This is a genomic window from Streptosporangium sp. NPDC000095 (assembly GCF_042899335.1).
Taxonomy (GTDB): domain Bacteria; phylum Actinomycetota; class Actinomycetes; order Streptosporangiales; family Streptosporangiaceae; genus Streptosporangium.
The window spans coordinates 99,430-120,964 of record NZ_JBIAZS010000017.1; the positions used below are offsets into that span (position 1 = coordinate 99,430).

The following is a 21,535-nucleotide window of genomic DNA, read 5'->3' on the forward strand; positions in this document are numbered from 1 at the left end:
TCATGGCCCCCAAGGTCCATGCCGAATGGGTGACATTTCCCAGCGGGGACGACGAGATCCGCGGCTACCTGGCGCGGCCGGCCCATATCGAGCGCCCGCCGACCGTGATCATGGCGCATGAGAATCTCGGCGTCACTTCACACCGCCAAGCAGTGACCGAACTGTTCGCCGCAGCCGATTACGCCTGCCTCACCGTCGACCTCTACAGCCGCATCGGCGGCCGTCCACCGCAGGACTACACCACCGCGGACGAACGGCGCGCCAAGGCGTTCCTGGCCGCCCGCGACGAGCAGGCCATCCCCGACCTGGCGGCGGGCCTCGACTACCTGGCTGGTCGCGGCGACGTGGACACAGCCAGAACGGCCGCCGTCGGCTTCTGCCTCGGCGGCGGTCTCGTCCTCGCCTGGGCGACCATGACAGACCGCCTGGCCTGTGCCGTTCCGCTCTATGGACTGCCTGAACTGCCGCCTTCCTACAGCCCCACCGGCACCACCCGATCCCGCATCGAGATCGCCGACCAGGTGCGTTGCCCGATCCAGGCCCACTTCGGCGGTGCGGACGAGGTCATCCCGCTCGACCAGGTCGCCAGGCTCGAAGAGGCGCTCAAGCTCAGCGGCGAGCACATCGAGGTGCACGTGTACGAGGGTGCGGGACACGCCTACCACGACGACACGCACCCCAACCACCATCCCGAGGCCGCGAAGAAGACCTGGGACGGCACCATGGCCTTCCTGAAGGCTTACCTGTGACACTGTGGACCGACCTGCTGGGCGCCGAGGTCCGGCGCATCACCGCGGACGGTGTTCCCACCAGGGTCATCTCGCTGGGCTCGGGAGACCCTGTCGTACTGCTCCACGGGCGCGGCGGGCACACCGAGACCTTCGCGCGCACGCTGCCGGTGCTCGCCGGCGCCGGCTATGAGGCCGTCGCCGTCGACCTGCTCGGGCACGGCCTCACCGAACGTGTCCCCGGCGACTACGGGGTGGAGCGGCTGACCGCTCACGCCACCGCCGTGCTCGACGCTCTCGGACTCGGCCAGGTCGCCCTGGTCGGCCAGTCCCTGGGCGGATGGGTGGCGACCCTGCTCGCCCTGCGCTCACCCGCACGGGTTCGCCGCCTGGCGCTGATCGAACCCGCCGGATTGCAGTCCGAAGAAGAGCGGCTCGCCGACGACCGGGTACGCGCAGCCTACGAACGCGGCGGCCAGGCCTACGACGCTCCCACCCACGAGGCCGTACGCGCGCGCCTGGCCGGCCTGCTCAGCGACCCCGAGCAGGTGGATCCCGAACTGGTCGCCGTGCGCACCCGGCTGTACGGGCCCGCCGAGGCACGTCAGGTTCACCGCCTGGTGCGCGCCGCCGACAACCGTGACCTGCTGCTGACCCCCGAAGTCCTGGCCGGGCTCACCGTGCCCACCCTGCTGATCCGTGGTGCCGACGGCCACACCCCGCTCACAGTCGTCCAGGCCGCCGCGACCGCCATCCCCGACGCACGCCTCATCACGATTGCCGACGCCAGGCAATGGCCCCAATACGAGCAACCCATCCACGTCGGGGACGCTCTCATCCGCTTTTTCACCCGCAAGGAGACCAGTCTATGAACACCTTCTGGACCGAGACACTCGGCGCCGAGATCCGTTTTCGCGATGCCGGCGGCTGGCGCACCCGCTCGATCGAGGCCGGTGAGGGCGAGCCCGTCGTCATGATGGGCGGCCTGACCGGCCATGCCGAAGCGTTCGTACGCAACGTCCTGCCACTCGCCGCCCGGGGCCTGCGCGTGTACGCCATCGACGCCATCGGGCATGGTCTCAGCGCCCGCCCGACGGACGTCACCTACCACGCCCCCCTGTTCACCGAGCACCTGCTCCGCTTCCTCGACGCGATCGGCGCCGACCGGGCGCACCTCGTCGGTCAATCCCTCGGCGGCTGGACCGCTCTGCAGACCGCGTTGAAGCATCCCGACCGGGTGGGCCGAATCGTGTCCGTCACCGGTGCGGGCCTGCTGTTGAACGGGGAGGGCGACAAGGACGAGAGCGAACGCGTTCACGCGCAGGTCAAGGCCGTCACTGCCAAGGCCGCTGCGGCTCCTACCAGGGAGAGCGTCCGCGCGCGCCTGGAATGGCTCATGCACGACCCGGCCACCGTCACCGACGAGCTCGTCGAGTGCCGCTACCGCTACTACACCCTGCCGGGGGCCGAGAAGGCCCAGGCCAAGCTCGTGTCCGAACAGCCTGGCGAGGAGAACAGGAAACACATGCTCACCGAGTCCGACCTGTCCCAGATCACGCACCCGACGCTGGTCCTGTGGACGGACCACAACCCGACCACTCCCGCCGAGGTCGGACGGCGGGCCAGCGAGATCCTGCCCAACGGCAGCTATGACCTCATCACCGACGCCGGTCACTGGCCCATGTTCGAGCAGCCCGAGCAGTTCAACCGGATCGTCGGCGACTTCCTGGCCGAGCAGGACGCGTGAACCCCACCGAGGAAGTCGCCACCGGCTGCCGAGTCCTCGCCGCACACGGACACTCCGACCTTGTCTGGGGTCACCTGTCGCTGCGTGACCCCGAGGGGCGGGGCCTGTGGCTGAAGGAGGCCGGCTACGGATATCAGGAGATCACCCCTGACCGGGTCGTCCACATCGATCGGGGCGGACGCCTGCTGAGCGGCCAGGGCCGGGTGCATCTGGAATACCCCATCCACGCCGAGATCATGGCCGCGCGCCCCGACGTCGGCGCGATCGTGCACAGCCACGCGGAGTCGGTCGTCACCTTCGCCGCGACAGGTCTCGCGTTGCTGCCCCTAGGACACGAGGGAACCTTGTTCTGGCCGCCGGACGTCGCCAGATTCACCGCCACCGGCGACCTCATCCACACCGCGGAGCTGGGCAAGCAGCTGGCCGAAGCGCTCGGCGGCCGCAATGCGATCCTCCTGCAGCAGCACGGCTTCGTGACCGTGGGCCCCGACGTGCCGACCGCGGTCATGATGGCCGTCTTCCTGGAGAAGGCGTGCCGGATGCAGCTGGCGGCGGCGGCCACCGGCGCCGCCTACACCTGGTCCGGCGAGGCAGAGGCGCTGGCCAAACGCGAGCGCTGTTATGGGCCTCGCCAACTTGCCGACGCCTGGGCCCATCTGGTCCGGATCTCGGCCTGACCACTCTCTGTCTTTCTCTGCAAGAAACAGATATATGGGTCCTTTTGCTGTGAAGCAGGGCGGTGAGATCATCACCGCCGAAGAACCACCAGCCCCGGCACCGAGTTGTCGAAGATCGTCTACGGGTGGGACAAGGACGATCTCCTCACCACCAAGACCACCACCGGCACCGCCGGGGCAGGGGTCAACGTCCGAAATCACGGTGGCCCCTCACCGGCCCAGCGTCGTGTCGTAATGTGCGGCAAATTCCTCGATATCGCTGGGAACCAGGCACGCGATGCCACCGACTACCTGAGGGTGGGCGATCGATCGCCCTCTTGTCGATGGTTATCACTTGCCCGGAGTGTTCGTGTCAAGATCGCGCCTCTTCACCATCCTCGTCGCCTCGATCATGCTGGTCGGTGCGTGTGCTTCCGCCCCCTCCGAGGTCGACGAGAAAGCCCCCACCCCTGTGCTGCGCATCGGCCTGAGCGAAGAGTCCGGCGCCCTGGACCCCCACGCCTTCACCGGTAACTTCCTGCTCCTCGACGCGATCTACGAGCCGCTTGTCGCCTACACCGAGGGCGGCAAGCCGGCACCGGGGCTCGCGGAGTCGTGGACCGTCGCCGAGGACGGTCGGCAGGTCACCTTCGACCTGCGTGACGGCGTCCGCTTCACCGACGGGACCCCGCTCGACTCCGCCGCCGTCAAGTGGAACTTCGACCGGTGGGTGGGCAACAAGAAGTTCACCTTCTTCCGGGCCTCTCAGGTCATCTCCGCCGTTGACACCCCCGACTCCGACACCGTCCGGCTGACGCTGTCGGAACCGTACGAGCCGCTGCTGCAGGAGATGTCGATCGTGCGGCCGGTGCGGCTGCTCAGCCCGAAGTCCGCCACCGGCGGCGAGTTCACCACCCCCGTCGGCACCGGGCCGTGGAAGCTGGTGTCGAACTCCGCCACCGGCGCGACACTGGCACGCAACGACGACCACTGGGGGACCAAGCCACAGCTGGAGCGGCTGGAGTTCAAGGTCATCCCCGATTCCCAGGCGCGCGTCGACGCGCTCGCCAACGGCGAGATCGACCTCATCGGCGGCTCCTACCTGGCCCCGATCACACCGCTGGAGGCCAAATCGCTGAGCGAGCGCGGCGACGTCACCCTGCTCACCGGCGCGTCGGACGTCTCGATCATGCTCGGGTTCAACCCCGACGGCCCGGCCGGCGACCGGGCCGTCCGCGAGGCGGTGCGTCAGGCCATCGACACCACCTCCCTGGTCGGCGCGCTGTTCCAGGGCTATGGCGAGCCGGCACGGCGGGTGTTCCCGCCGGACGTGCCCGACTCGGGCACCGACCTGCCGCCGTACTTCGACCAGGCCGGCGCCCGCGCCACGCTGGACGCCGCCGGATACGCGCTCGAGGGCGACAGCCGGGTCAAGAACGGCAAGAAGCTCTCCCTCAAACTGCTCGTCCCGGCCAAACCGGCCGCGGGCCAACTCGACCCCCGCACGATGGCCGAGGCGATCGCCGGCTCCCTCAAGACGGTCGGGATCACCGTCGAGATCTCCCCGGTCGACGCCGCCGCGTACTACGACGAGCGGGCGGAGGGCACCTACGACCTGACCTTCTTCGAAGGGCTCGGCGCGCCGTACGACCCCTCCAGTTCGATCGTGTCCCTGTTCACCTCCGGAGCGCGCGCCCCCCTCTGGGCGACCCCGGCCACCGAAAAGGCGGTCGACAAGGCGCTGTTCGCCCGCGACCCCGCCGCCCGCAGCGCGGCCTACCAGGAGCTCTACGACGCGGTCGCCGCCGACGCCGGTTTCGTGCCGCTGGCCTACCGCCCACGGATGTGGGCCGCCCGCGCCGCGGTGAAAGGCTTCACGATGCCCCCCACAGACGTCGATCTGGAACTCACCGGAGTCACCGTCGAATGAGGTCACGCGGACGGCTCGTCACCGCGGGCGGTTACCTCCTGCGGTGGGCCGTCGACGTCTTCGGCGTGCTGCTCGCGATGTCGCTCGGCGTCTTCGCGCTGGTCCTGCTCGCCCGTGGTGACGCCGCGGCGATGCTCGCGGCGACCCGGGCCGGTCGGCCGGCCACGCCCGAGCAGATCGAGGCCGTCCGCGTCGAGCTCGGCCTCGACGATCCCGCGGCGGTGCGCTACCTGAGGTGGCTCGCCGACGTGTGCACCGGCGACTTCGGATTGTCGTTGCGGACGAACACGCCGGTCGGTCCCGAGGTCGCCGACCGGCTGGGCGTCACGCTGGGGCTGGTAGCCGGCTCCACCGTGGTCGCCCTCGTGATCGGGGTGAGCGTCGGCGTCGCAGGGGCGGTGCTCCGGCGTGGCCTGTTGCGCGGAACCCTGCGAATCGCGGCGCTGCTCATCACCTCGGTGCCGGCGTTCTGGCTGAGCTACCTGCTGGTGTTGGTCCTGGCCCTGCGTCTGCGCGTGGTTCCGACGTCGGGGATGGCGGGTTTCTCGACGTGGGTGATGCCGATGGCGGTGCTCGGGCTGCCGGTCGCCGGTGTGCTCAGCCGGGTGGTGGCCGTCACGCTGCGCGAGGCCCTGGACCGGCCGTACGTGCGCGCGGCGCAGGCCAGGGGGAGCGGACCGCTGTCGATCGTGCTGCGCGACGGCCTGCCCAACGCCGCCGGGCCGATCCTGTCGGTCGCCGGATTCGGCATCGGGAGTCTGCTGGTGGGTGCCGTCGTGGTGGAGCAGATCTTCGGCTGGCCAGGTATCGGGGCCTACTTCGTGCACGCGGCCGGGGCCAGGGACGTTCCGGCGCTGCAGGCCGGCACGCTCGTCATGGGAGGTGGCTTCATCCTGGCCAACCGCTGCGCCGATGTCCTGCAGGGGCTCATCGACCCCCGCTCCCGGCGAGACCGGATCCCCTCGGGAAAGAGCCCTTCCGGGCGGGGCAGGCCGCTCCGGGAGCGGGTCGGCGGGTTCACCGCCCGGTCGCGACGGGGGACGACGTGACCGGCCGGCGGGGCGGCAGGGCGTGGACGCGTACGGCACTGGTCGCGACGCCCTTGATCCTCTTCGCGGTCGTCGGGGTGCTGGCGCCGGTCATCGCCCCGGCCGATCCCACCGTGGGCGACCTGACCGCGGGGCTGCTGCCGCCGTCGCCGGAACACCCGCTCGGCACCGACCAGATCGGCCGTGACCAGCTCAGCCGGATGCTCTACGGTGCGCGGATCTCCCTCACGGTCACCGCGACCGTGCTGGCGATCGCGCTGACGGCCGGCACCGCGATCGGCGCCCTCGCCGGTTACCTGGGCGGATGGGTCGACCGGTTCGTCTCCCGGGTGATCGACGTGGTCGTCTCGCTGCCCGGGATGCTGGTGGCGCTCGCGGTGATCGGCGTACGAGGACCCGGGGTGGAGAACCTCGTCCTCGCGCTCTCGCTGTGGTCGTGGGCACCGTACGCCCGGATCGCGCGTGCCCGCGTCGCCGGCATGCGAAGCAGCCCTCATCTGGACGCCCTGCGCCTGCTGGGCGCGGGACGCGGGCGCATCATCGGTAAGCACCTGCTGCCCCCGGCGCTCGCACCCTGCCTGGTCTACGCCAGCACGGACATCGGCATGATCGTCCTCAGTGTCGCCACCCTGAGCTTCCTCGGCCTGGGGGTCGCCCCGCCGCACGCCGAGTGGGGCCAGATGCTCATCGAAGGGCGGCCGTTCCTGGACTCGGCGTGGTGGCTGGCGTACCCGCCCGGCATCGCCATCACGGCCGTGGTGTTCGCCGCCAACCTGCTCGGTGAGCGACTGGCGGCCGGTGAGGAACGGCCGTCGATCCTGCGCCTGGTCCGTCCACGATGGAGTCGCCCGGCGCGGGCCCCACGGCCCGCCCACGCGGCCGCGACCACGAAGGAACCCGTGGCGTCCACCCCGCCGGAGGTGGCGCGGGATTCCTCCGAGCACGACGCGGTACTGCGCGTGCGGGACCTGTCCGTCTCCTACCCGGACGGCGGCGGGCGCCGTCGCGTCGTCGCCGGGATGTCCTACGAGGTGCGGCGCGGGCGGATCCTCGCTCTCGTCGGCGAGAGCGGAAGCGGCAAGACCACGGCCGCGCTCGCCCCCTTCGGCCTGTTGGACCCGAACGCGGCGGTCACCGGATCGGCGGTGCTGGGCACCGGTGCCGGCGCCCGTCAGCTGGTGGACCTCTCCCCGGGCGAGCGGCGCCGGATCAACGGGCATCGGGTGGGCGTCGTCTTCCAGGACAGCGCCTCCGTACTCAACCCGTTGCGGACGATCGGCGCGCACGTCGACGAGGCGGTCCGCAACACCGGCCGGGGCGGCCGCCGCGCCGTGACCCGCCGGGTCACCGAGGAACTGTTGCGCCTGGCCGGTCTGCCGGACCCGGCGAAGGTCGCCCGCGAGTTTCCCCACCAGCTGTCCGGCGGGATGCGCCAGCGGGCGCAGATCGCCATCGCCCTCGCGGGCGAGCCGGAGTTGCTCGTCGCCGACGAACCCACCTCGGCCCTCGACGTGACCGTGCAGGCGCAGTTGCTCGCGCTGCTGGCGCGTCTGCGTGACGAGCTGGGCATGGCCATGGTCGTCGTCAGCCACGACCTGGCGGTCGTGTCGCGCCTGGCCGACAGCGTGGCCGTCGTGTACGGCGGCCGGATCGTGGAGTCGGGCCCGCTCGCCACGGTGATCACCGATCCCGACCACCCCTACACGCGTGGCCTGCTGGACGCCGTACCACGGCCCGGGGCCGCACCGGGCACCCGGTTTCGCACCATGCCAGGCCGGGCGGGTATCGGCCCGGATGAGACCGAGGGGTGTGGGTTCGCGTCCCGCTGCCCGCTCGTGGCGGTGGCCTGCGTGTCCGAACCACCGGCCCTGGAGGCCCCGGTCCTGGACGCGCCGCCTCGCGTCGACGCACACCGGTCGGCCTGCCTGCGCCACCCCAGCCGCCCCGCGGAGGCGGGGGAGAGGAGCACCGGCCCGTGTTAGAGATCGTCGGGGTGAGCGCGGGCTACGGTGGCCGGGGCCACGGCCGGGACGTCACGGCGGTGATCGAGGACGTCACGCTGCGCGTGGCGGCGGGTGAGATCGTCGGACTGGTCGGCGAGTCGGGCTGCGGCAAGACGACGCTGGCGCGGGTCGTGACCGGGCTGCACCGGCCCAGCGCGGGAGTGGTACGCGTCGCCGGGGCGGACGTGCACGCGCTCCGTGGCCGGGCCCTGCGGGCACATCGACGACAGGTCCAGATGGTCTTCCAGGACCCCTACCTCACGCTCAGCCCGCGGCAGACGGTACGCCAGGCCCTCGCCGAGCCGCTGCACATCCACCGGATCGGCGACACCCGGTCCCGGTCCACGCGGGTGGGCGAGCTGATGGACCTCGTCGGGCTCGACCCTCAGGTCGGCGATCGCCGACCCGGGCAGCTGTCGGGAGGGCAGCAGCAGCGCGTGGCGATCGCCCGGGCACTGGCTCTGGAGCCGCGCCTGCTGATCTGCGACGAGCCGGTCACCGCGCTCGACGTGTCGGTCCAGGCGACGGTGCTCAACCTGTTGTGCGATCTGCGCGACCGGCTCGAGTTCGGCTGCCTGTTCATCACCCACGACCTCGCCGTCATCTCCCAGCTCGCGGACCGCGTCGCCGTCATGCGGCATGGCCGGATCGTCGAGCAGGGGCCGACCGGGGACGTCACCACCCGCCCGCGCCACCCCTACACCCGCACCCTGCTCGCGGCCACTCCCACCATGGACATCGAGACCAAGGCGCGATCGGTATGACACCCACCGACCGGGAGGCGTCGGGCTCTCCCGCGCGATCCGGCGTCCGCTCGTTCACCGGCACGCAGCTCGCCCTGTTCGGGAGCGGGTTCCTCGTCAATCTCATCAGCTTCTCCGTGTACCCCTACCTGGCGGTCCTGCTCCGCGACCGGATGGCCCTTGGCATGGATCAGGTGGGCCTCATCCTCGGGGTGGCGACATTCGTGCAGTTCGCCGGAGGGGTGCCCGGCGCGGCCCTCGCCGAACGGATCGGACTCCAAAGGAGCCTGGTGATCGCGATGGTCCTGCAGACCGTCGCGTCGCTGGGGTTCCTCGCCGGCGGCACCTGGCCGGCGGTGACGGTCGCCGCGCTGTTCCTGCGATCGGCGGCCACCGGGCTCTACTCACCCAGCGTCCGGGGTTACACCGTGCACGGTGCGAGTCCCGGCGACCGGCCGCGGCTGATGTCCGCGAGCTATGCCACGGGCAACGTCGGCATCGCGGTCGGGCCGGTGGTGGGGGCGCTGTTCATTCACGACCCGGGCGGGATGTTCGTCGTCGCCACGGTGCTGCACGCGGCGATGGCGATCGGGCACGCGCTCCTGCCGCGAGAGCGGCGGGAAGAGGGCGAGGTGATCGAGCCACTGCGCCGGGCACTGGCCGGCCTCGCGATCCTGCCGTTCGTCGTGACCGCCATGACCCTCTATCTGTACATGCACTTCTACCAGTTCCTGTCGTCCTACGCCGAGGGCAGGCTGCCCACCGTGTTCTACGGCGCGGCGATGATGGGCTACTCGCTGGTGCTGGCCGTACTGCAACCGCTCCTCACGCGACGGGTCGAGCGGATGCGCTACACCCACGCGATGGCGGTCGGTTTCTGCTGCCTCGCCGTCGGCATGATCGCGTTCACCGGCGGGAACGCGATAACGGTCGCCGCCGGGATCCTCGTCATCGGCGTGGGCAACTCGGTGCTTTTCCTCAAGAACGTCCTTGAGATGCTCAGCCGTACGAAGCGGTCACCGGCGGTCGTCTTCGGTCACCAGCGGCTGGCCGAAGGGGTCGGCGCGTCCTTGAGTGGCCTCGTCGGCGGGAGCCTCTACCAGCTGTTCGAGAGCGCGGGGTATCTTCCCGGATTCTGGTCGGCCATCGCCGCCCAGTGCCTGCTCCTGCCGGTGATCGTGCTAGTCGCGTGCCGTCGGCTCGGGCGCCCCGTGTCCGAGCCTTCATGACGAACCCGGCGGACGTGGGCCGGCACCTGACGGCCGATCGCGGGGTGGCCTCACTTCAACTCGTCGGCGCTCTCCTGTTCACGCTCCCGCGGACCGTCGCCTGAGTACGACCGGCGCAGCCCGTCCAGCAGGAGGGTGATGACACCGTCGGCCTCGGCCCGCCAATCGGGGCGGTCATGGGCCGCGCCGATGCCGTGCAGCGCCATCATGACGGCGCCGGCATCCACGTCGTCGCGGACGGCGCCGGTCTTCACGGCGGCGGTCACCAGGTCGGTGACGGCCTGCTCCAGCGCCCTGCTGCCCTCGGCGAGTACGCCCGAACGGGTGGCCATGAGCGTGGCCAGCGTCCGGGCGAGGCCCTGGTGGGTGTCCAGGTAGCCGACCACGTCACGTAGGAAGGTCGCCAATGCTTCCGCCGCGGGCAGTGTGGCCTGCAGCCGGCGGGCGCGGTCGCACAGCGCGGCGACTTCTCCGTGGTAGACCGCCTCGGCCAGTGCCTCCCGGGTGGGGAAGTGGCGGTACAGCGTGCCGGTGCCCACCCCGGCCAGCTGGGCGAAGTCATCGAAGCGCAGGTCGAAGAAGTCGCCGGTGTCGAAGATCTCCCGGGCCTTGGCGATCAGGGCCTCGCGGTTGCGCCGGGCGTCGGCGCGCAGTGGTTTGGCGGTGGTCATGCGTTCCCTCGCGTTGACAAGTGGAGGTGATCTCCATATCTTCGAAGAAGTGGAGATTGCCTCCAATTTGATTGTATCCCACGAGGTGCAGCGTGAAGATCCTCATGTTCGGCCGAGGCGTGATCGCCACCATCTACGGCTGGGCCCTGGAACGGGCCGGCCATGACGTCGAGTTCTACGTCCGGCCCGGCCGCGCGGCGACGTACGGAGACGCGATAGACCTCGACCTGCTCGACGCACGACGGCGGCCGTGGGGCGAGCGCGTCGTCGAGAGGTGGCCGGTGCGCTTGCGCGAGACGCTGGAGCCCGACCACGACTTCGACCTGATCGTGCTCAGCGTGTCGCACCACCGCCTCGCCGAGGCGGCGGCCTTCCTGACCCCGCGCGTCGGCCGGGCCACGGTGCTGGTCTTCGGCAACGTCTGGACCGAGCCGCTGACCGCGATCGGCGACCTCCCCTCCGAGCAGGTCGCCTGGGGCTTTCCCGGCTCCGGCGGCGGCTTCGGCGAGGACGGCGTCCTCCGCGGGACGTTGCTGCCGTCGGTCGTCTTCGGCACCCTCGGCCCACCCCCGACCGACCGGGAGCGGGCCGTACGCCAGGCGTTTCGCGAGGCCGGACTCCGGCTCAGGGAACAATCCGATTTCCGCGGCTGGTTGTGGATCCATTTCGTGTTCGACGCGGGCCTGCACTCCCAAAGCCTGAGACTGGGCTCGTTGTCCAAGCTGATAGGGGCGACGGACGACCTGCGCGAGGCGCTGCTGGCCATCCGCGAGCTTCTGCCGCTCCTCCAGGCGCGCGGTGTCGACCTGCGACGTCACCGCGGTGTGCTGTCGTTGCGTGCGCCCACCTGGCTGACGGCCCCCGTGCTCGCCTGGCTGACCGCTCATGTCGCGCTCGCGCGCGTGAATTTCGCGGCGCACTCCGACCCCGACGCCGAGGAGCCGCGTGAGGTCTGCCGGGACACCCTGGCCGAAGCACGACGGTTGGGCATCTCGGTACCGCGACTGGAAGCGGCGGAACCACACTTCGCCCGCGAGATGACGGACTGAGTGAACGGCCACCCATAACAACGGAGTACGGGCAACCGGCCGCGCTTCACTTCGGCAGGCAACCGGGGCGACCAGGACACGGGCCGGCATCGGCACCACGCCGGCTCCGCAACGGCGAGAGCCCGGTCACAACCGTCCTCCGCCCGCGTAACGGCGCCGGACCGTGCCTTCCGGAGTGCGCCAGGAGACCCAAGTTATTTGACGAACGGACTTCGCCGTACCGGGAGCGCCTGGATGAACCCTTCAGGGCGGCGGAGCGTCCCTTAGGTGTGAAGAAATTGCTTTTGACCATTGCGATGCTTGCGTCGTTGTGCGCCTGCGGCCAGTCCGGTGCCGGTCCGGCACTCACTGTGGCCGGAAGCGAGACGATCGTGTTGCCGCGGGCCGATCAGCCCAAAGCGCATCGGCCCACCCTGGAGCGGCTCAAGCGAGAGGCGGCGTCGTCGGGTCGGCCTTTGGAGGAGGTCGTCAAGCGGTACGCGACCCGGATGGCTGCTACCTCGTCGCCCAAGCCGACGGACTTCGAGGGTTACGACCCCGCGGTGACCGACCCGGGCGTGACGATCGACGGCATTCCCTACGCCGAGTTGGTCGACCTTGGGACCATCGCCAGATCGGAGGGCATCTCCTACGAGGAGGCCATCGACCGCTTCGGTTCGCAGTCGTCCAACAGTCAGGTGATCGACAAACTTAATACGGAGTTTCCCGACGAGATCTCCGGCGTCAGGTACGTCGACGACCAGCGAGGGCTGCGCGTCGGCTTCAAGGGGCCCATCCCGACTCGCGCGATCGAGCTGGCCAGGACCCTCCCCGTGGAGGTCACCCTGATCGGTGGCAAGGGATTCTCGGCCGCGGAGCTCCGGCGGGCCCAGGACACGGTCGTCTCCTGGCTCCAATCCCGTCCTGAGGTGGCCACGATGACGACGCACCCAGATGACGAGACCGGCCACGTCAAGGTCACAGTTCAGCCGAAGGTGATGCCGGACGATGCGGAGGAGTTCAAGCGTGGGCTTCAGCTCCCGCAAGTGGACAATCCGCACATCACCATCGAGGTCACGCTCTCCGCCGAATCGGTCGCCGTTCGCCCGTAGTGAGCCACCGACGCGCACACGACTGGGCCCGAACGGTGGCCGGGCCGTTAAGCTCTCGGGTGTGGATGGTTCGCCCGTCTCCTTCGGGGGGCGAGCGTCGTAAGAGGGAACCCGGTGTGAATCCGGGACTGCCCCGCAGCGGTAAGCAGGAACGACCGCCGTCACAAGCACTGGGCGCGTGCCTGGGAAGCGACGGCCAGTAGGTCATGCCTCAGGCATGGTGCCCGCGAGTCCGAAGACCTGCCTCCGCCCGCGTGCCGCTCGGCGCGCGGTGGTCCGCGGCCTCGTGGGAGGGCCTGGGACGCGCTCGCCGGGGGCCTGCTCCGCGTTGCGTTTCTCTTCTCCTGCCTGGCCGCATACTGGCGAGACGAGGGAAGTTGCCATGAGGACGACCGTTTTGGGCTACCCGCGCATCGGCGCGCATCGGGAGCTCAAATTCGCCACCGAGGATTTCTGGGCCGGCACGATCGGCGCCGACGAGCTGGAGGCGACCGCCGCGTCGCTGCGCGGCTCGGTCTGGACCGAACTGCGTGACGCGGGCCTTGATGCGATCCCGTCGAACACGTTCTCGTTCTACGACCAGGTGCTCGACACCACGGTCATGATCGACGCCGTGCCCGCGCGCTATCGGAACCTCACCGGGCTCGACCGGTACTTCGCGATGGCGCGAGGCACCGCCGAGCTTCCGCCCCTGGAGATGACCAAGTGGTTTGACACCAACTACCACTACATCGTCCCAGAGTTGGCGCTGGACACCCGGTTCCAGCTGGTCGGAGGCTCGGCTGCCAAGCCCGTGGCCGAGTATCTAGAGGCCAGGAAGCTCGGCATCGAGACGCGGCCCGTGCTCGTCGGCCCGCTCACCTATCTTCTGCTGGCCAAGGCCGCGCCGAACTCACCTGAGGGATTCACCCCGCTCGACCTGCTGGACTCCCTGGTGGAGACCTACGCCGAGTTGCTGGAACGGCTGGCGGGCGCGGGCGCGCAATGGGTGCAGTTCGACGAGCCTGTCCTGGCCCGCGACCTCGGGGCCCGGGAGATCGAAGCGCTCGGGCGGGCCTACCGGCGGCTTGGCGGCCTGCCCAGCCGTCCGAAGATCCTGCTCGCCACGTACTTCGGCGCCGTCGGCGCGCAGGCGCTACGGATGGTCGCCTCCACCGAGGTCGAGGCGATCGGGCTCGACCTCGTCGCCGGCCCCGGCAACCTGGAGGCGGTAGCCTCGGTCGGCGGGCTGGCCCGCAAGACCTTGGTCGCCGGCGTGGTCGACGGCAGGAACGTGTGGCGCACCGACCCCGCGCGGGTGAAGTCGACGTACGCGGTGCTGCTCGGGTTCGCCGACACGGTGGAGCTGAGCAGTTCCTGTTCACTGCTGCACGTTCCGGTCGACCTCGACAGTGAGACGGCGCTGGACCCGGCGGTCCGGGCGCGGTTGGCGTTCGCCCGGCAGAAGGTCGCCGAGTTGGTCGGTCTCGCCGCCGATCTACGTTCCGAGAACCCGTCGGCCGTGAAACCCCCCGTCGTGCTGGCCGATCCCGACGTCCGGGCCCGGTTGGAGGCTCTTGGTGACGCGCGGCGAGCCGATCGGGCGGTCCGGTTCGCGGCGCAGCGGGCCAAACTGGGATTGCCCGAGCTGGCCACGACGACGATCGGCTCGTTCCCGCAGACCGCGGAGATCCGCAAGGCCCGCGCGGACCGCAAGGCGGGACGGATCGACGAGAACGCCTACGTCGAGGCGATGCGCGCCGAGATCGCCCGCGTGATCATGCTTCAGGAGGAGCTCGGCCTGGATGTGCTCGTCCACGGCGAGCCCGAGCGCAACGACATGGTCCAGTACTTCGCCGAGCGACTCGACGGCTACGCCGCCACCGACCACGGCTGGGTCCAGTCGTACGGTTCCCGCTGTGTGCGCCCGCCGATCCTGCACGGCGACGTCTCCCGCCCCGAGCCGATGACGGTGGAGTGGGCCTCCTACGCCCAGTCGCTCACGTCCAAGCCGGTCAAGGGCATGCTCACCGGGCCGGTGACGATGCTGGCCTGGTCGTTCGTCCGCGACGACCAGCCCTTGGCGCAGACCGCCCGCCAGGTCGCCCTCGCGCTACGCGACGAGATCACGGATCTGGAGGCCACCGGGATCGGGATCGTCCAGGTGGACGAACCGGCGCTGCGCGAGCTCCTGCCGCTCCGCAAGGACGACCAGGATGTCTATCTGGCCTGGGCGATCGGGGCGTTCCGGCTGGCCACCTCCGGCGCCGCCGACTCCACCCAGATCCACACCCACATGTGTTACTCGGAGTTCGGCGAGATCATCAGCCCGATCGCCGACCTGGACGCCGACGTCACCAGCGTCGAGGCCGCCCGCTCCCACATGGAACTGTTGCCCTACCTGACCGAGGTCGGCTACGCCAACGGCATCGGCCCCGGCGTCTACGACATCCATTCGCCGCGTGTCCCGACCACCGAGGAGATCGAGGACAACCTGCGCAACGTCCTCCAGGCCGTCCCGGCCGACCGTTTGTGGGTCAACCCCGACTGCGGGCTGAAGACCCGCGGCTACCCCGAGACGCGAGCCGCCCTGGCCAACATGGTCGCCGCCGCCCGAACTGTCCGAGCGGATCTCTGATCAGTGCCGCTTCCCGGCCCGAAGCCCTGCTTCGGGCCGGCGTTCAGGAAGCTTCCTGGCCACACACCGCATGATCGCGTTCAAGTCATCGACAGCTCACCCCCGGGGAGTGAACTGGGCCAGGTCGTAGATGCCGAGGCTCTTCTCGATGTCGGCCACCTGGTTGACGACACCTGCGAAGCCGGCCGTACCGAAACGGCGGTGTTCCTCGTCTTCGAAGATCTCGCCCAACTCGGCGAACTGCTTGGCGGAGACGACTTCGCGCAGGGCGGGGAAGACGACGGTGTCCTCGCGCGCCTCGTGCGGTTCGTACATGCGGATGAAGACGGCCATGTCGGCGACCAGGGCGCGGCGGGCCTGGGCGGACGGCGTCGCGACGCCGGTCGTGCCGGTGGCGTTCAGGATGCGGCCGGTCACCGCGCGTCCGCGCCGATGTTGCTGGAGCAGCACCGTGACGGTGCCGGTGAGCTTGCCGGCCTTGACCAGCGGCGGGAAGACGTACTTCTCTTCCAGGCGCTCGTGGTACTCCTCGATGAAGGAGCGGATGAGGCCCGCCGATGCGTGCAGCGCCTGGGCCGGTACGACCTGGCCGCTGTCGATGCGCCGGATCCCGTCCCGGTAGATGAGCAGGATGCGCTTGAGCACACCGTGCTCGCGCATCAGATCCTCAGGTGGGGTAACGGGTTCGATCTGCCCGGCCGGGGTGGAAGGCGTCGGCGAGGTGGCGTAGGAGACGTTGGTGGTATGCGTCCCGCAAGCCGTCAGCGCCGATCCGCAGACCACCACGAGCGGCAGGCCGAGCAACTCGCGCCGGTGCACAGGTGGCCTGTCGGCGCACGTTTGGTCGTCCCGTCCCACCGGCCGCATCCCGAGCCCCCAGTTCATCTGCCGCATGCCCGCGCATCACGGGCATGCCCGGGTTCAGACGATCCGATACGACGAATCGGGTAATGCCTGATCAAGGTCCCAATCAGGGGACGATCTGCCAGGGGCGCATCGTCTCGGTGTTCTCGTGGCCCCCATGACGCTCCCAGGAAACCGGGTGATGACGTGGGAGGCGACTATCTGGATGTGCAGGGGGCGGCGCCCGGCCGTCCGGTTGGACCATTCACCAAGGAAGGACGGACGGTCGGGCGCCGCGGTCATGGGGTCAGGCGCCCTTGGCCGCGTCGAAGCGGGCGATGACGTCGTTCCAGTTGATCAGCGACCACAGCTGCTCGACGTAGTCGGGGCGCACGTTGCGGTACTGCAGGTAGTAGGCGTGCTCCCAGGCGTCGAAGACCAGCAGCGGGGTGGTGTTCACACCGACGTTGCCGTGGTGGTCGTACACCTGCTCCACCACCAGGCGTCGGCTCAGCGGTTCCCAGGCCAGGATGCCCCAGCCCGATCCCTGCACGGTGGCGGTGGCGGTGGTGAGCTGCTTCTGGAAGGCCTCGAAGGAGCCGAAGTGCTCGGTGATCGCCTCGCCGAGCGCTCCGTCGGGACGGTCGCCGCCGTCGGGGGAGAGGTTCTGCCAGAAGATCGAGTGCAGCACGTGCCCGGACAGGTTGAAGGCGAAGGTCTTCTCCAGCCCGACCAGGCCGCCGAACTCGCTCTTGTCGCGCGCCTCGGCCAGCCTCTCCAGGGTGTCGTTCGCGCCCTTGACGTAGGCGGCGTGGTGCTTGGCGTGGTGCAACTCCAGGATCTCCCCGGTGATCGCGGGCTCCAGCGCCGCGTAGTCGTAGGGCATGTCCGGAAGGGTGTATCGGCCCACAGTGATCTCCTTGCTGCGCCAGACCTTATCGCAATTAGTTCGCAACAACAATAACTATGCAACTACTTACGGCATGTGCCGTGTGCTCCACCTCGCACGGGAGGCCCCCTCCGGCCATCGCCGACTTGATGCGGCTTGCTGGCAATTGCAACTTATGTGCAGAATATGGTGCTTTGATGCACAACGATCGTTTGATCTCGAACCTCCGGAGACTCACCACATGAGCCGCCCGCCCCGCATCACCCCGACCATCTGGCGGCGACGCGCCACCGAAGGCGGTACCCCGATCATGAGAAGACTGCTCGTCCTGGCAGTCGCTCTGACGCTGACCGCCTGCTCACCGGCTCCCGCCACTCAGGGGACCGGCCAGAAGGCCGAACAGGCGGCGGCGCCGCAGGCCGGTTTCCCGGTCACGGTGGAGAACTGCGGGCGCGAGCTCACGTTCGACAAGCCGCCCGCCAAGGTGGTGACCGGCTACCACCCCTCTCTGGAGACTCTGTTCGCGCTCGGTCTGGGCGATCAGGTCGCCGGGCGCACGAACTTTTCCGAGAGCCCGTTCCTGCCGGGGCAGCAGGAGCAGTACGCCAAGATCCCGGAGATCTCCGGCACGATCATGCTGCCGCAAAAAGAGGTCATGCTCTCCCAGGGCGCGGACTTCGTCCTGGACAACGCGATGGCCGGCTTCGACGCCGCCGGTGGTTACGCCACCGTGGAGGAGCTGGACGCGGCCGGCTCTCCGGTGTACATCCTGGGCGGCTGGTGCAGCCCCGAGGAGGTGCTCGAGTTCACCATCGACGACACCTACACCGACCTGCGCAATCTCGGCGCGATCTTCGGTGTCCCCGACCGCGCCGACGCGCTGATCGGCGAACTTCAGGGCAGGCTCGCCGATGTCACGAAGCGCGTCGCCGACCGCAGCCCGGTCAAGGTGCTGGCCACCGACGGCGGCAAGGGGCCGGTCAACGCCTACGGCGGCTCGGGCATCACCCACCAGATGATCACCGCCGCCGGCGGGACGAACGTGCTGGCCGACGTCAAGGGCGACTACACCGAGGTCAGCGCGGAGAAGGTCAGCGCCGCCCAGCCCGAGGCCGTCCTGATCAGCGACTACTCCACCCTGCGCGGCGAGGACATGCCGAGCTCGCCGGCCAAGGCCGCCGAGGCCTTCGCCATCGCCAAGAACAGTCCCGCCGCCAAGGAGCAGCGCTACCTCGCGCTTCCGGTGGCGGCCCAGCACCCCGGTTATCGCAACATCCTGGCCATCGCCGACATCGCCCGTTTCCTGCACCCTGACGCCTTCACCCGGTGACCGGCGCGACCCGGCAGAGCCCGGCACAGACCGGGATCGTGCCGAAGAGGCGCCGCGTGAGCGGGTTTCTCCTGCTCATCGCCGTGCTCGCCGTCGCCGTCGTCGTCTCGACCTGGCTGGCGGTGAGCATCGGCGCGGTGCACGTCGCGCTGCCCCAAGCCTGGGGCATCGTCGCCGACCGTCTCCTGCCCGGCGTCCTGACCGATGGGGGAGCGCGCACCTGGACCCCGGTGCAGGAGCAGATCGTGTGGGAGTTCCGGCTGCCACGCGCGCTGCTGGCACTCCTGGTCGGGGCCGGGCTCTCTGTGGTCGGCGCGGTGCTGCAGGCCCTGGTACGCAACCCGCTGGCCGACCCGTTCCTGCTCGGTATCTCCTCCGGCGCCTCGTTCGGCGCGGTGCTCGTGCTGATCCTGGGCGCCTCGGCGCTGGGCGGGCTGTCACTGTCGGCTGCGGCCTTCGCCGGATCCCTGCTCTCGCTCGCCCTGGTGTACACGCTGGCGCAGCGGTCCGGCCGCCTGTCCCCGTCCCGGCTCGTGCTGGCCGGGGTGGCGCTGGCCTACCTGTTCCAGGCCGCCTACAGCTTCGTCCTGCAGCTGGCTCAGAGCGGCCGGGCCGCACAGCAGGTGCTGTTCTGGCTGATGGGGAGCCTCGGCGGCGCCCGCTGGCACATGCTGCCGCTGCCGGCCGTCGTCCTCGCCGCCGGGGTGACGTACCTGCTGCTGCAGCACCGTCCGCTGAACGCGCTCGCCGCCGGAGAGGAGACGGCCGTCTCGCTCGGCGTGAACGTGCACCGCTTCCGCCTGATTCTGTTCGTGCTGACCTCGCTGCTGGTCGGTGTGCTGGTGGCCACCAGCGGCGCGATCGCGTTCGTCGGCCTGATCGTGCCGCACGCCGCCCGGCTGCTGGTGGGCGCCGACCACCGCCGTGTGTTGCCCGTCAGTGCCCTGCTCGGAGCGGTGTTCCTGCAGTTCGTGGACATCGCCGCGCGCACCGTCAACGCGCCGCAGGAACTGGCGCTCAGTATCGTCACCGCCCTGTTCGGCGTGCCGTTCTTCCTGTGGCTGCTGCGCCGCCGCTCCGTGGACCGGGCGGTGAGCGTCACGTGAAACTCGATCTGCGCGGTGTGTCCGTCACACTGGACGGCCACCCGATCGTGCACGAGGCCGACCTGGTGGTGGACGACGGCGAGTTCGTCGGCCTGGTCGGGCCGAACGGTTGCGGCAAGTCCACCCTGCTGCGTTCGATCTACCGGGCGCTGCGCCCCGCCGCCGGGCTCATCACCGTCGACGGTGACGACGTGCACCGGCTGCCCGCCCGCCAGGCCGCCCGTCGCACCGCCGTGGTCGCCCAGGAGACCCCGTCCGACCTCGACTTCACGGTGGCCGAGATCGTCTTCATGGGCCGCACCCCCTACAGGGCCGACGCCGCCGGCGACGAGGAGCTGTGCGCGCGGGCGCTGGAGCGCGTCGGCCTGGCCGGCGCCACCGAGCGGATCTTCGCCACCCTGTCCGGTGGGGAGAAACAACGCGTCCTGCTCGCCCGCGCCCTGGCCCAGCAGACCCGCCTGCTGTTGCTGGACGAGCCCACCTCCCACCTCGACATCCGCCACCAGCTGGAGATCCTGCATCTGGTGCGCGAGCTGGGCATCGCCACCCTCGCCGTGCTGCACGACCTCAACCAGGCCGCCGCGTTCTGTGGCCGCCTCTACGTGATGAACGCCGGCCGCATCGTGGCCGGCGGGCCGCCCGAGCAGGTTCTCACCCCGGACCTGATCTGTCAGGTGTACGGCGTGCGCGCCGTACACCGAACCCAGCTCGTCTTCGAGCGGCTCAAGGAGGAGCGGTGATTCCCTGACCGCCGCCCCTGTCGCCGTTCATCCGGGTGGCGCCGCGGGTCCTTGCCGCCGTCCAGCACGGCCATCTACGTGGGACTCTCCAGCAACATCGCTTGAGCGCCGTCGGGGGACTATCGTGCTCAGCGTGTCCGATCGCGCGCTGAGCTTCGGAATGATGGCGCAAGCCTACGAACGGTTCCGCCCGGGATATCCCGAGGAGCTTTTCGACACGGTAGCGGCGTACGCCGCCCGGCCGTTGAGGACCGCCCTCGAAATCGGTGCCGGCACGGGCAAGGCGACCCGCCTGTTCGCCGAGCGAGGAGTCGCGGTGACCGCGACCGAGCCCGATGAGGCCATGCTCACCGAGCTGCGCAAGCACGTGCCGGCACATGTCAGGACCGTGCGAGCCGCGTTCGAGGATCTGCTGCCGGGGGAGAGGTACGACCTGGTCTACGCGGCCGCGGCATTGCATTGGACGAGCCCGGAGGATCGGTGGTCACGGATGGCTTCGCTGGTGGAGCCGGGCGGGGTGGTCGCCTCGTTCGGCGGGCCGATCGAGCCGGCCGACCCGGCTGTGGCGCGCACCGTCCGCGCGGCACGAGCACCGTTCCTGGCGAGAGATGATGTCCCGTCCCCGGATGGGACACCTCCGGAGGCGGAGATGCAGTGGCCGGGCACCGAGCTTCGACGGTCTGAGTGGTTCACCGATGTCCGGCAAGCCGTGATCGAACGCCGCTTCACGTTGACCGCCGACGATTACATCGGCCATCTCTCGACCGTCTCGGCCTATCTCGTCCTGCCGGAAGCGGAGCGCGAGCAGGTGTTTCACCAGATCAGGAGGGTTCTGCCGGAGACGCTCCAGATCACCGCCGACGTCACCGTTCACCTCGCACGCCGCCGCTACGATCCGTAGCCGGAGTCTGAGGTGATCGGCTGGAAAGGGCTCGCCGGTGACGTCGATCGAACGGACCGCCTCCCCCGCAGTTCAAGCGCCTGACCTCGACGTGGGTGCTGAATGGGTTCTTCACCCCAACGGCCGAGGAGATCGACTGGGCCAAGGAGCGCGCCGGCTCCGGGGTGTCGCTGGCCCTGAAGTGCTTTCAGAAGATGGAGCGTTCCCTTCCCG

The 21,535-nt window shown here is 69.8% G+C and carries 19 protein-coding genes and 1 riboswitch; of the genes, 16 read left to right on the forward strand and 3 right to left on the reverse strand.

All coding sequences use genetic code 11. The annotated features are described in order from the left end of the window. The first annotated feature begins 2 nt into the window (after positions 1–2). From ACFY3V_RS31345 to ACFY3V_RS31385, 9 genes are all read left to right on the forward strand, one after another. Positions 3–749: a dienelactone hydrolase family protein gene (locus tag ACFY3V_RS31345; RefSeq protein ID WP_362904552.1), complete on the forward strand. Its 747-nt coding sequence runs from the start codon at positions 3–5 to the stop codon at positions 747–749. After that, positions 746–1,600 (forward strand): alpha/beta hydrolase, encoded by an 855-nt coding sequence (locus ACFY3V_RS31350; RefSeq protein WP_362904554.1) that lies wholly within the window; start codon positions 746–748, stop codon positions 1,598–1,600. The genes ACFY3V_RS31345 and ACFY3V_RS31350 overlap by 4 nt, the downstream gene beginning before the upstream one ends. Then, positions 1,597–2,475: an alpha/beta fold hydrolase gene (locus ACFY3V_RS31355; RefSeq protein WP_389778486.1), complete on the forward strand. Its 879-nt coding sequence runs from the start codon at positions 1,597–1,599 to the stop codon at positions 2,473–2,475. Before ACFY3V_RS31350 ends, ACFY3V_RS31355 begins: the two co-directional genes overlap by 4 nt. After that, the gene (locus ACFY3V_RS31360) at positions 2,472–3,152 is read left to right on the forward strand and encodes a class II aldolase/adducin family protein (RefSeq protein ID WP_362904558.1); all 681 of its coding nucleotides are present in this window, start codon (positions 2,472–2,474) and stop codon (positions 3,150–3,152) included. Before ACFY3V_RS31355 ends, ACFY3V_RS31360 begins: the two co-directional genes overlap by 4 nt. Before the next feature lie 349 nt (positions 3,153–3,501). Beyond that, on the forward strand, positions 3,502–5,061 hold the full coding sequence (locus ACFY3V_RS31365) for an ABC transporter substrate-binding protein (RefSeq protein ID WP_389778488.1): 1,560 nt from the start codon (positions 3,502–3,504) through the stop codon (positions 5,059–5,061). Next, on the forward strand, positions 5,058–6,110 hold the full coding sequence (locus ACFY3V_RS31370) for an ABC transporter permease (RefSeq protein ID WP_389778490.1): 1,053 nt from the start codon (positions 5,058–5,060) through the stop codon (positions 6,108–6,110). Before ACFY3V_RS31365 ends, ACFY3V_RS31370 begins: the two co-directional genes overlap by 4 nt. Then, positions 6,107–8,092 carry a dipeptide/oligopeptide/nickel ABC transporter permease/ATP-binding protein gene (locus ACFY3V_RS31375; protein WP_389778492.1) on the forward strand — a complete coding sequence of 662 codons (1,986 nt, stop codon included), beginning with the start codon at positions 6,107–6,109 and terminating at the stop codon, positions 8,090–8,092. The genes ACFY3V_RS31370 and ACFY3V_RS31375 overlap by 4 nt, the downstream gene beginning before the upstream one ends. Further along, positions 8,086–8,877 (forward strand): ABC transporter ATP-binding protein, encoded by a 792-nt coding sequence (locus ACFY3V_RS31380; protein WP_389778494.1) that lies wholly within the window; start codon positions 8,086–8,088, stop codon positions 8,875–8,877. Before ACFY3V_RS31375 ends, ACFY3V_RS31380 begins: the two co-directional genes overlap by 7 nt. After that, the gene (locus ACFY3V_RS31385) at positions 8,874–10,085 is read left to right on the forward strand and encodes an MFS transporter (RefSeq protein ID WP_389778496.1); all 1,212 of its coding nucleotides are present in this window, start codon (positions 8,874–8,876) and stop codon (positions 10,083–10,085) included. The genes ACFY3V_RS31380 and ACFY3V_RS31385 overlap by 4 nt, the downstream gene beginning before the upstream one ends. A 50-nt stretch (positions 10,086–10,135) precedes the next feature. Here the strand turns inward: ACFY3V_RS31385 and ACFY3V_RS31390 are convergent, their stop codons facing one another. Next, a complete protein-coding gene (locus ACFY3V_RS31390; RefSeq protein ID WP_389778498.1) occupies positions 10,136–10,756 on the reverse strand; it encodes a TetR/AcrR family transcriptional regulator in 621 nt (206 codons plus the stop codon). 92 nt (positions 10,757–10,848) lie between these two features. Between ACFY3V_RS31390 and ACFY3V_RS31395 the strand changes: the two genes are divergently transcribed. The 3 genes from ACFY3V_RS31395 (at position 10,849) to metE (ending at position 15,513) form a co-directional block, all read left to right on the forward strand. Beyond that, the gene (locus ACFY3V_RS31395) at positions 10,849–11,805 is read left to right on the forward strand and encodes a ketopantoate reductase family protein (RefSeq protein WP_389778500.1); all 957 of its coding nucleotides are present in this window, start codon (positions 10,849–10,851) and stop codon (positions 11,803–11,805) included. Between the two features lie 296 nt (positions 11,806–12,101). After that, positions 12,102–12,896: a hypothetical protein gene (locus ACFY3V_RS31400; protein ID WP_389778502.1), complete on the forward strand. Its 795-nt coding sequence runs from the start codon at positions 12,102–12,104 to the stop codon at positions 12,894–12,896. A gap of 49 nt (positions 12,897–12,945) precedes the next feature. Beyond that, a riboswitch (cobalamin riboswitch) is annotated at positions 12,946–13,159 on the forward strand. A 119-nt stretch (positions 13,160–13,278) separates the two neighbouring features. Further along, positions 13,279–15,513 (forward strand): 5-methyltetrahydropteroyltriglutamate--homocysteine S-methyltransferase, encoded by a 2,235-nt coding sequence (metE, locus tag ACFY3V_RS31405; protein WP_389778504.1) that lies wholly within the window; start codon positions 13,279–13,281, stop codon positions 15,511–15,513. 96 nt (positions 15,514–15,609) lie between these two features. Here the strand turns inward: metE and ACFY3V_RS31410 are convergent, their stop codons facing one another. Together ACFY3V_RS31410 and ACFY3V_RS31415 are read right to left on the reverse strand one after the other, a co-directional pair. Continuing rightward, entirely contained in the window at positions 15,610–16,407 is a 798-nt protein-coding gene (locus ACFY3V_RS31410; protein WP_389778506.1) for a hemerythrin domain-containing protein, read from the reverse strand. A gap of 256 nt (positions 16,408–16,663) precedes the next feature. Continuing rightward, positions 16,664–17,266: a superoxide dismutase gene (locus ACFY3V_RS31415; protein ID WP_362906127.1), complete on the reverse strand. Its 603-nt coding sequence runs from the start codon at positions 17,264–17,266 to the stop codon at positions 16,664–16,666. A gap of 220 nt (positions 17,267–17,486) precedes the next feature. On the opposite strand from ACFY3V_RS31415, the gene ACFY3V_RS31420 reads away from it, so the two are divergent. The 4 genes from ACFY3V_RS31420 to ACFY3V_RS31435 all read left to right on the forward strand — a co-directional run bounded on the left by ACFY3V_RS31420 (position 17,487) and on the right by ACFY3V_RS31435 (position 21,322). After that, positions 17,487–18,575, forward strand: a complete 1,089-nt coding sequence (locus ACFY3V_RS31420; protein WP_389778509.1) for an ABC transporter substrate-binding protein — start codon at positions 17,487–17,489, stop codon at positions 18,573–18,575. A gap of 56 nt (positions 18,576–18,631) precedes the next feature. Further along, a complete protein-coding gene (locus tag ACFY3V_RS31425; protein WP_389778511.1) occupies positions 18,632–19,681 on the forward strand; it encodes a FecCD family ABC transporter permease in 1,050 nt (349 codons plus the stop codon). Next, complete coding sequence (locus ACFY3V_RS31430) at positions 19,678–20,421, forward strand: ABC transporter ATP-binding protein (RefSeq protein WP_389778513.1); 744 nt, start codon at positions 19,678–19,680, stop codon at positions 20,419–20,421. The genes ACFY3V_RS31425 and ACFY3V_RS31430 overlap by 4 nt, the downstream gene beginning before the upstream one ends. 133 nt (positions 20,422–20,554) lie before the next feature. Beyond that, on the forward strand, positions 20,555–21,322 hold the full coding sequence (locus ACFY3V_RS31435; RefSeq protein WP_389778515.1) for a class I SAM-dependent methyltransferase: 768 nt from the start codon (positions 20,555–20,557) through the stop codon (positions 21,320–21,322). Positions 21,323–21,535 lie beyond the last annotated feature (213 nt).

Bases quoted from the DNA above. Each gene is read 5' to 3' on its own strand.
- metE (WP_389778504.1), top strand. From the start codon at position 13,279: ATGAGGACGACCGTTTTGGGCTACCCGCGCATCGGCGCGCATCGGGAG.
- ACFY3V_RS31410 (WP_389778506.1), bottom strand. From the start codon at position 16,407: ATGCGGCAGATGAACTGGGGGCTCGGGATGCGGCCGGTGGGACGGGAC.
- ACFY3V_RS31345 (WP_362904552.1), top strand. From the start codon at position 3: ATGGCCCCCAAGGTCCATGCCGAATGGGTGACATTTCCCAGCGGGGAC.
- ACFY3V_RS31385 (WP_389778496.1), top strand. From the start codon at position 8,874: ATGACACCCACCGACCGGGAGGCGTCGGGCTCTCCCGCGCGATCCGGC.
- ACFY3V_RS31400 (WP_389778502.1), top strand. From the start codon at position 12,102: ATGCTTGCGTCGTTGTGCGCCTGCGGCCAGTCCGGTGCCGGTCCGGCA.
- ACFY3V_RS31390 (WP_389778498.1), bottom strand. From the start codon at position 10,756: ATGACCACCGCCAAACCACTGCGCGCCGACGCCCGGCGCAACCGCGAG.
- ACFY3V_RS31420 (WP_389778509.1), top strand. From the start codon at position 17,487: ATGAGCCGCCCGCCCCGCATCACCCCGACCATCTGGCGGCGACGCGCC.
- ACFY3V_RS31370 (WP_389778490.1), top strand. From the start codon at position 5,058: ATGAGGTCACGCGGACGGCTCGTCACCGCGGGCGGTTACCTCCTGCGG.
- ACFY3V_RS31355 (WP_389778486.1), top strand. From the start codon at position 1,597: ATGAACACCTTCTGGACCGAGACACTCGGCGCCGAGATCCGTTTTCGC.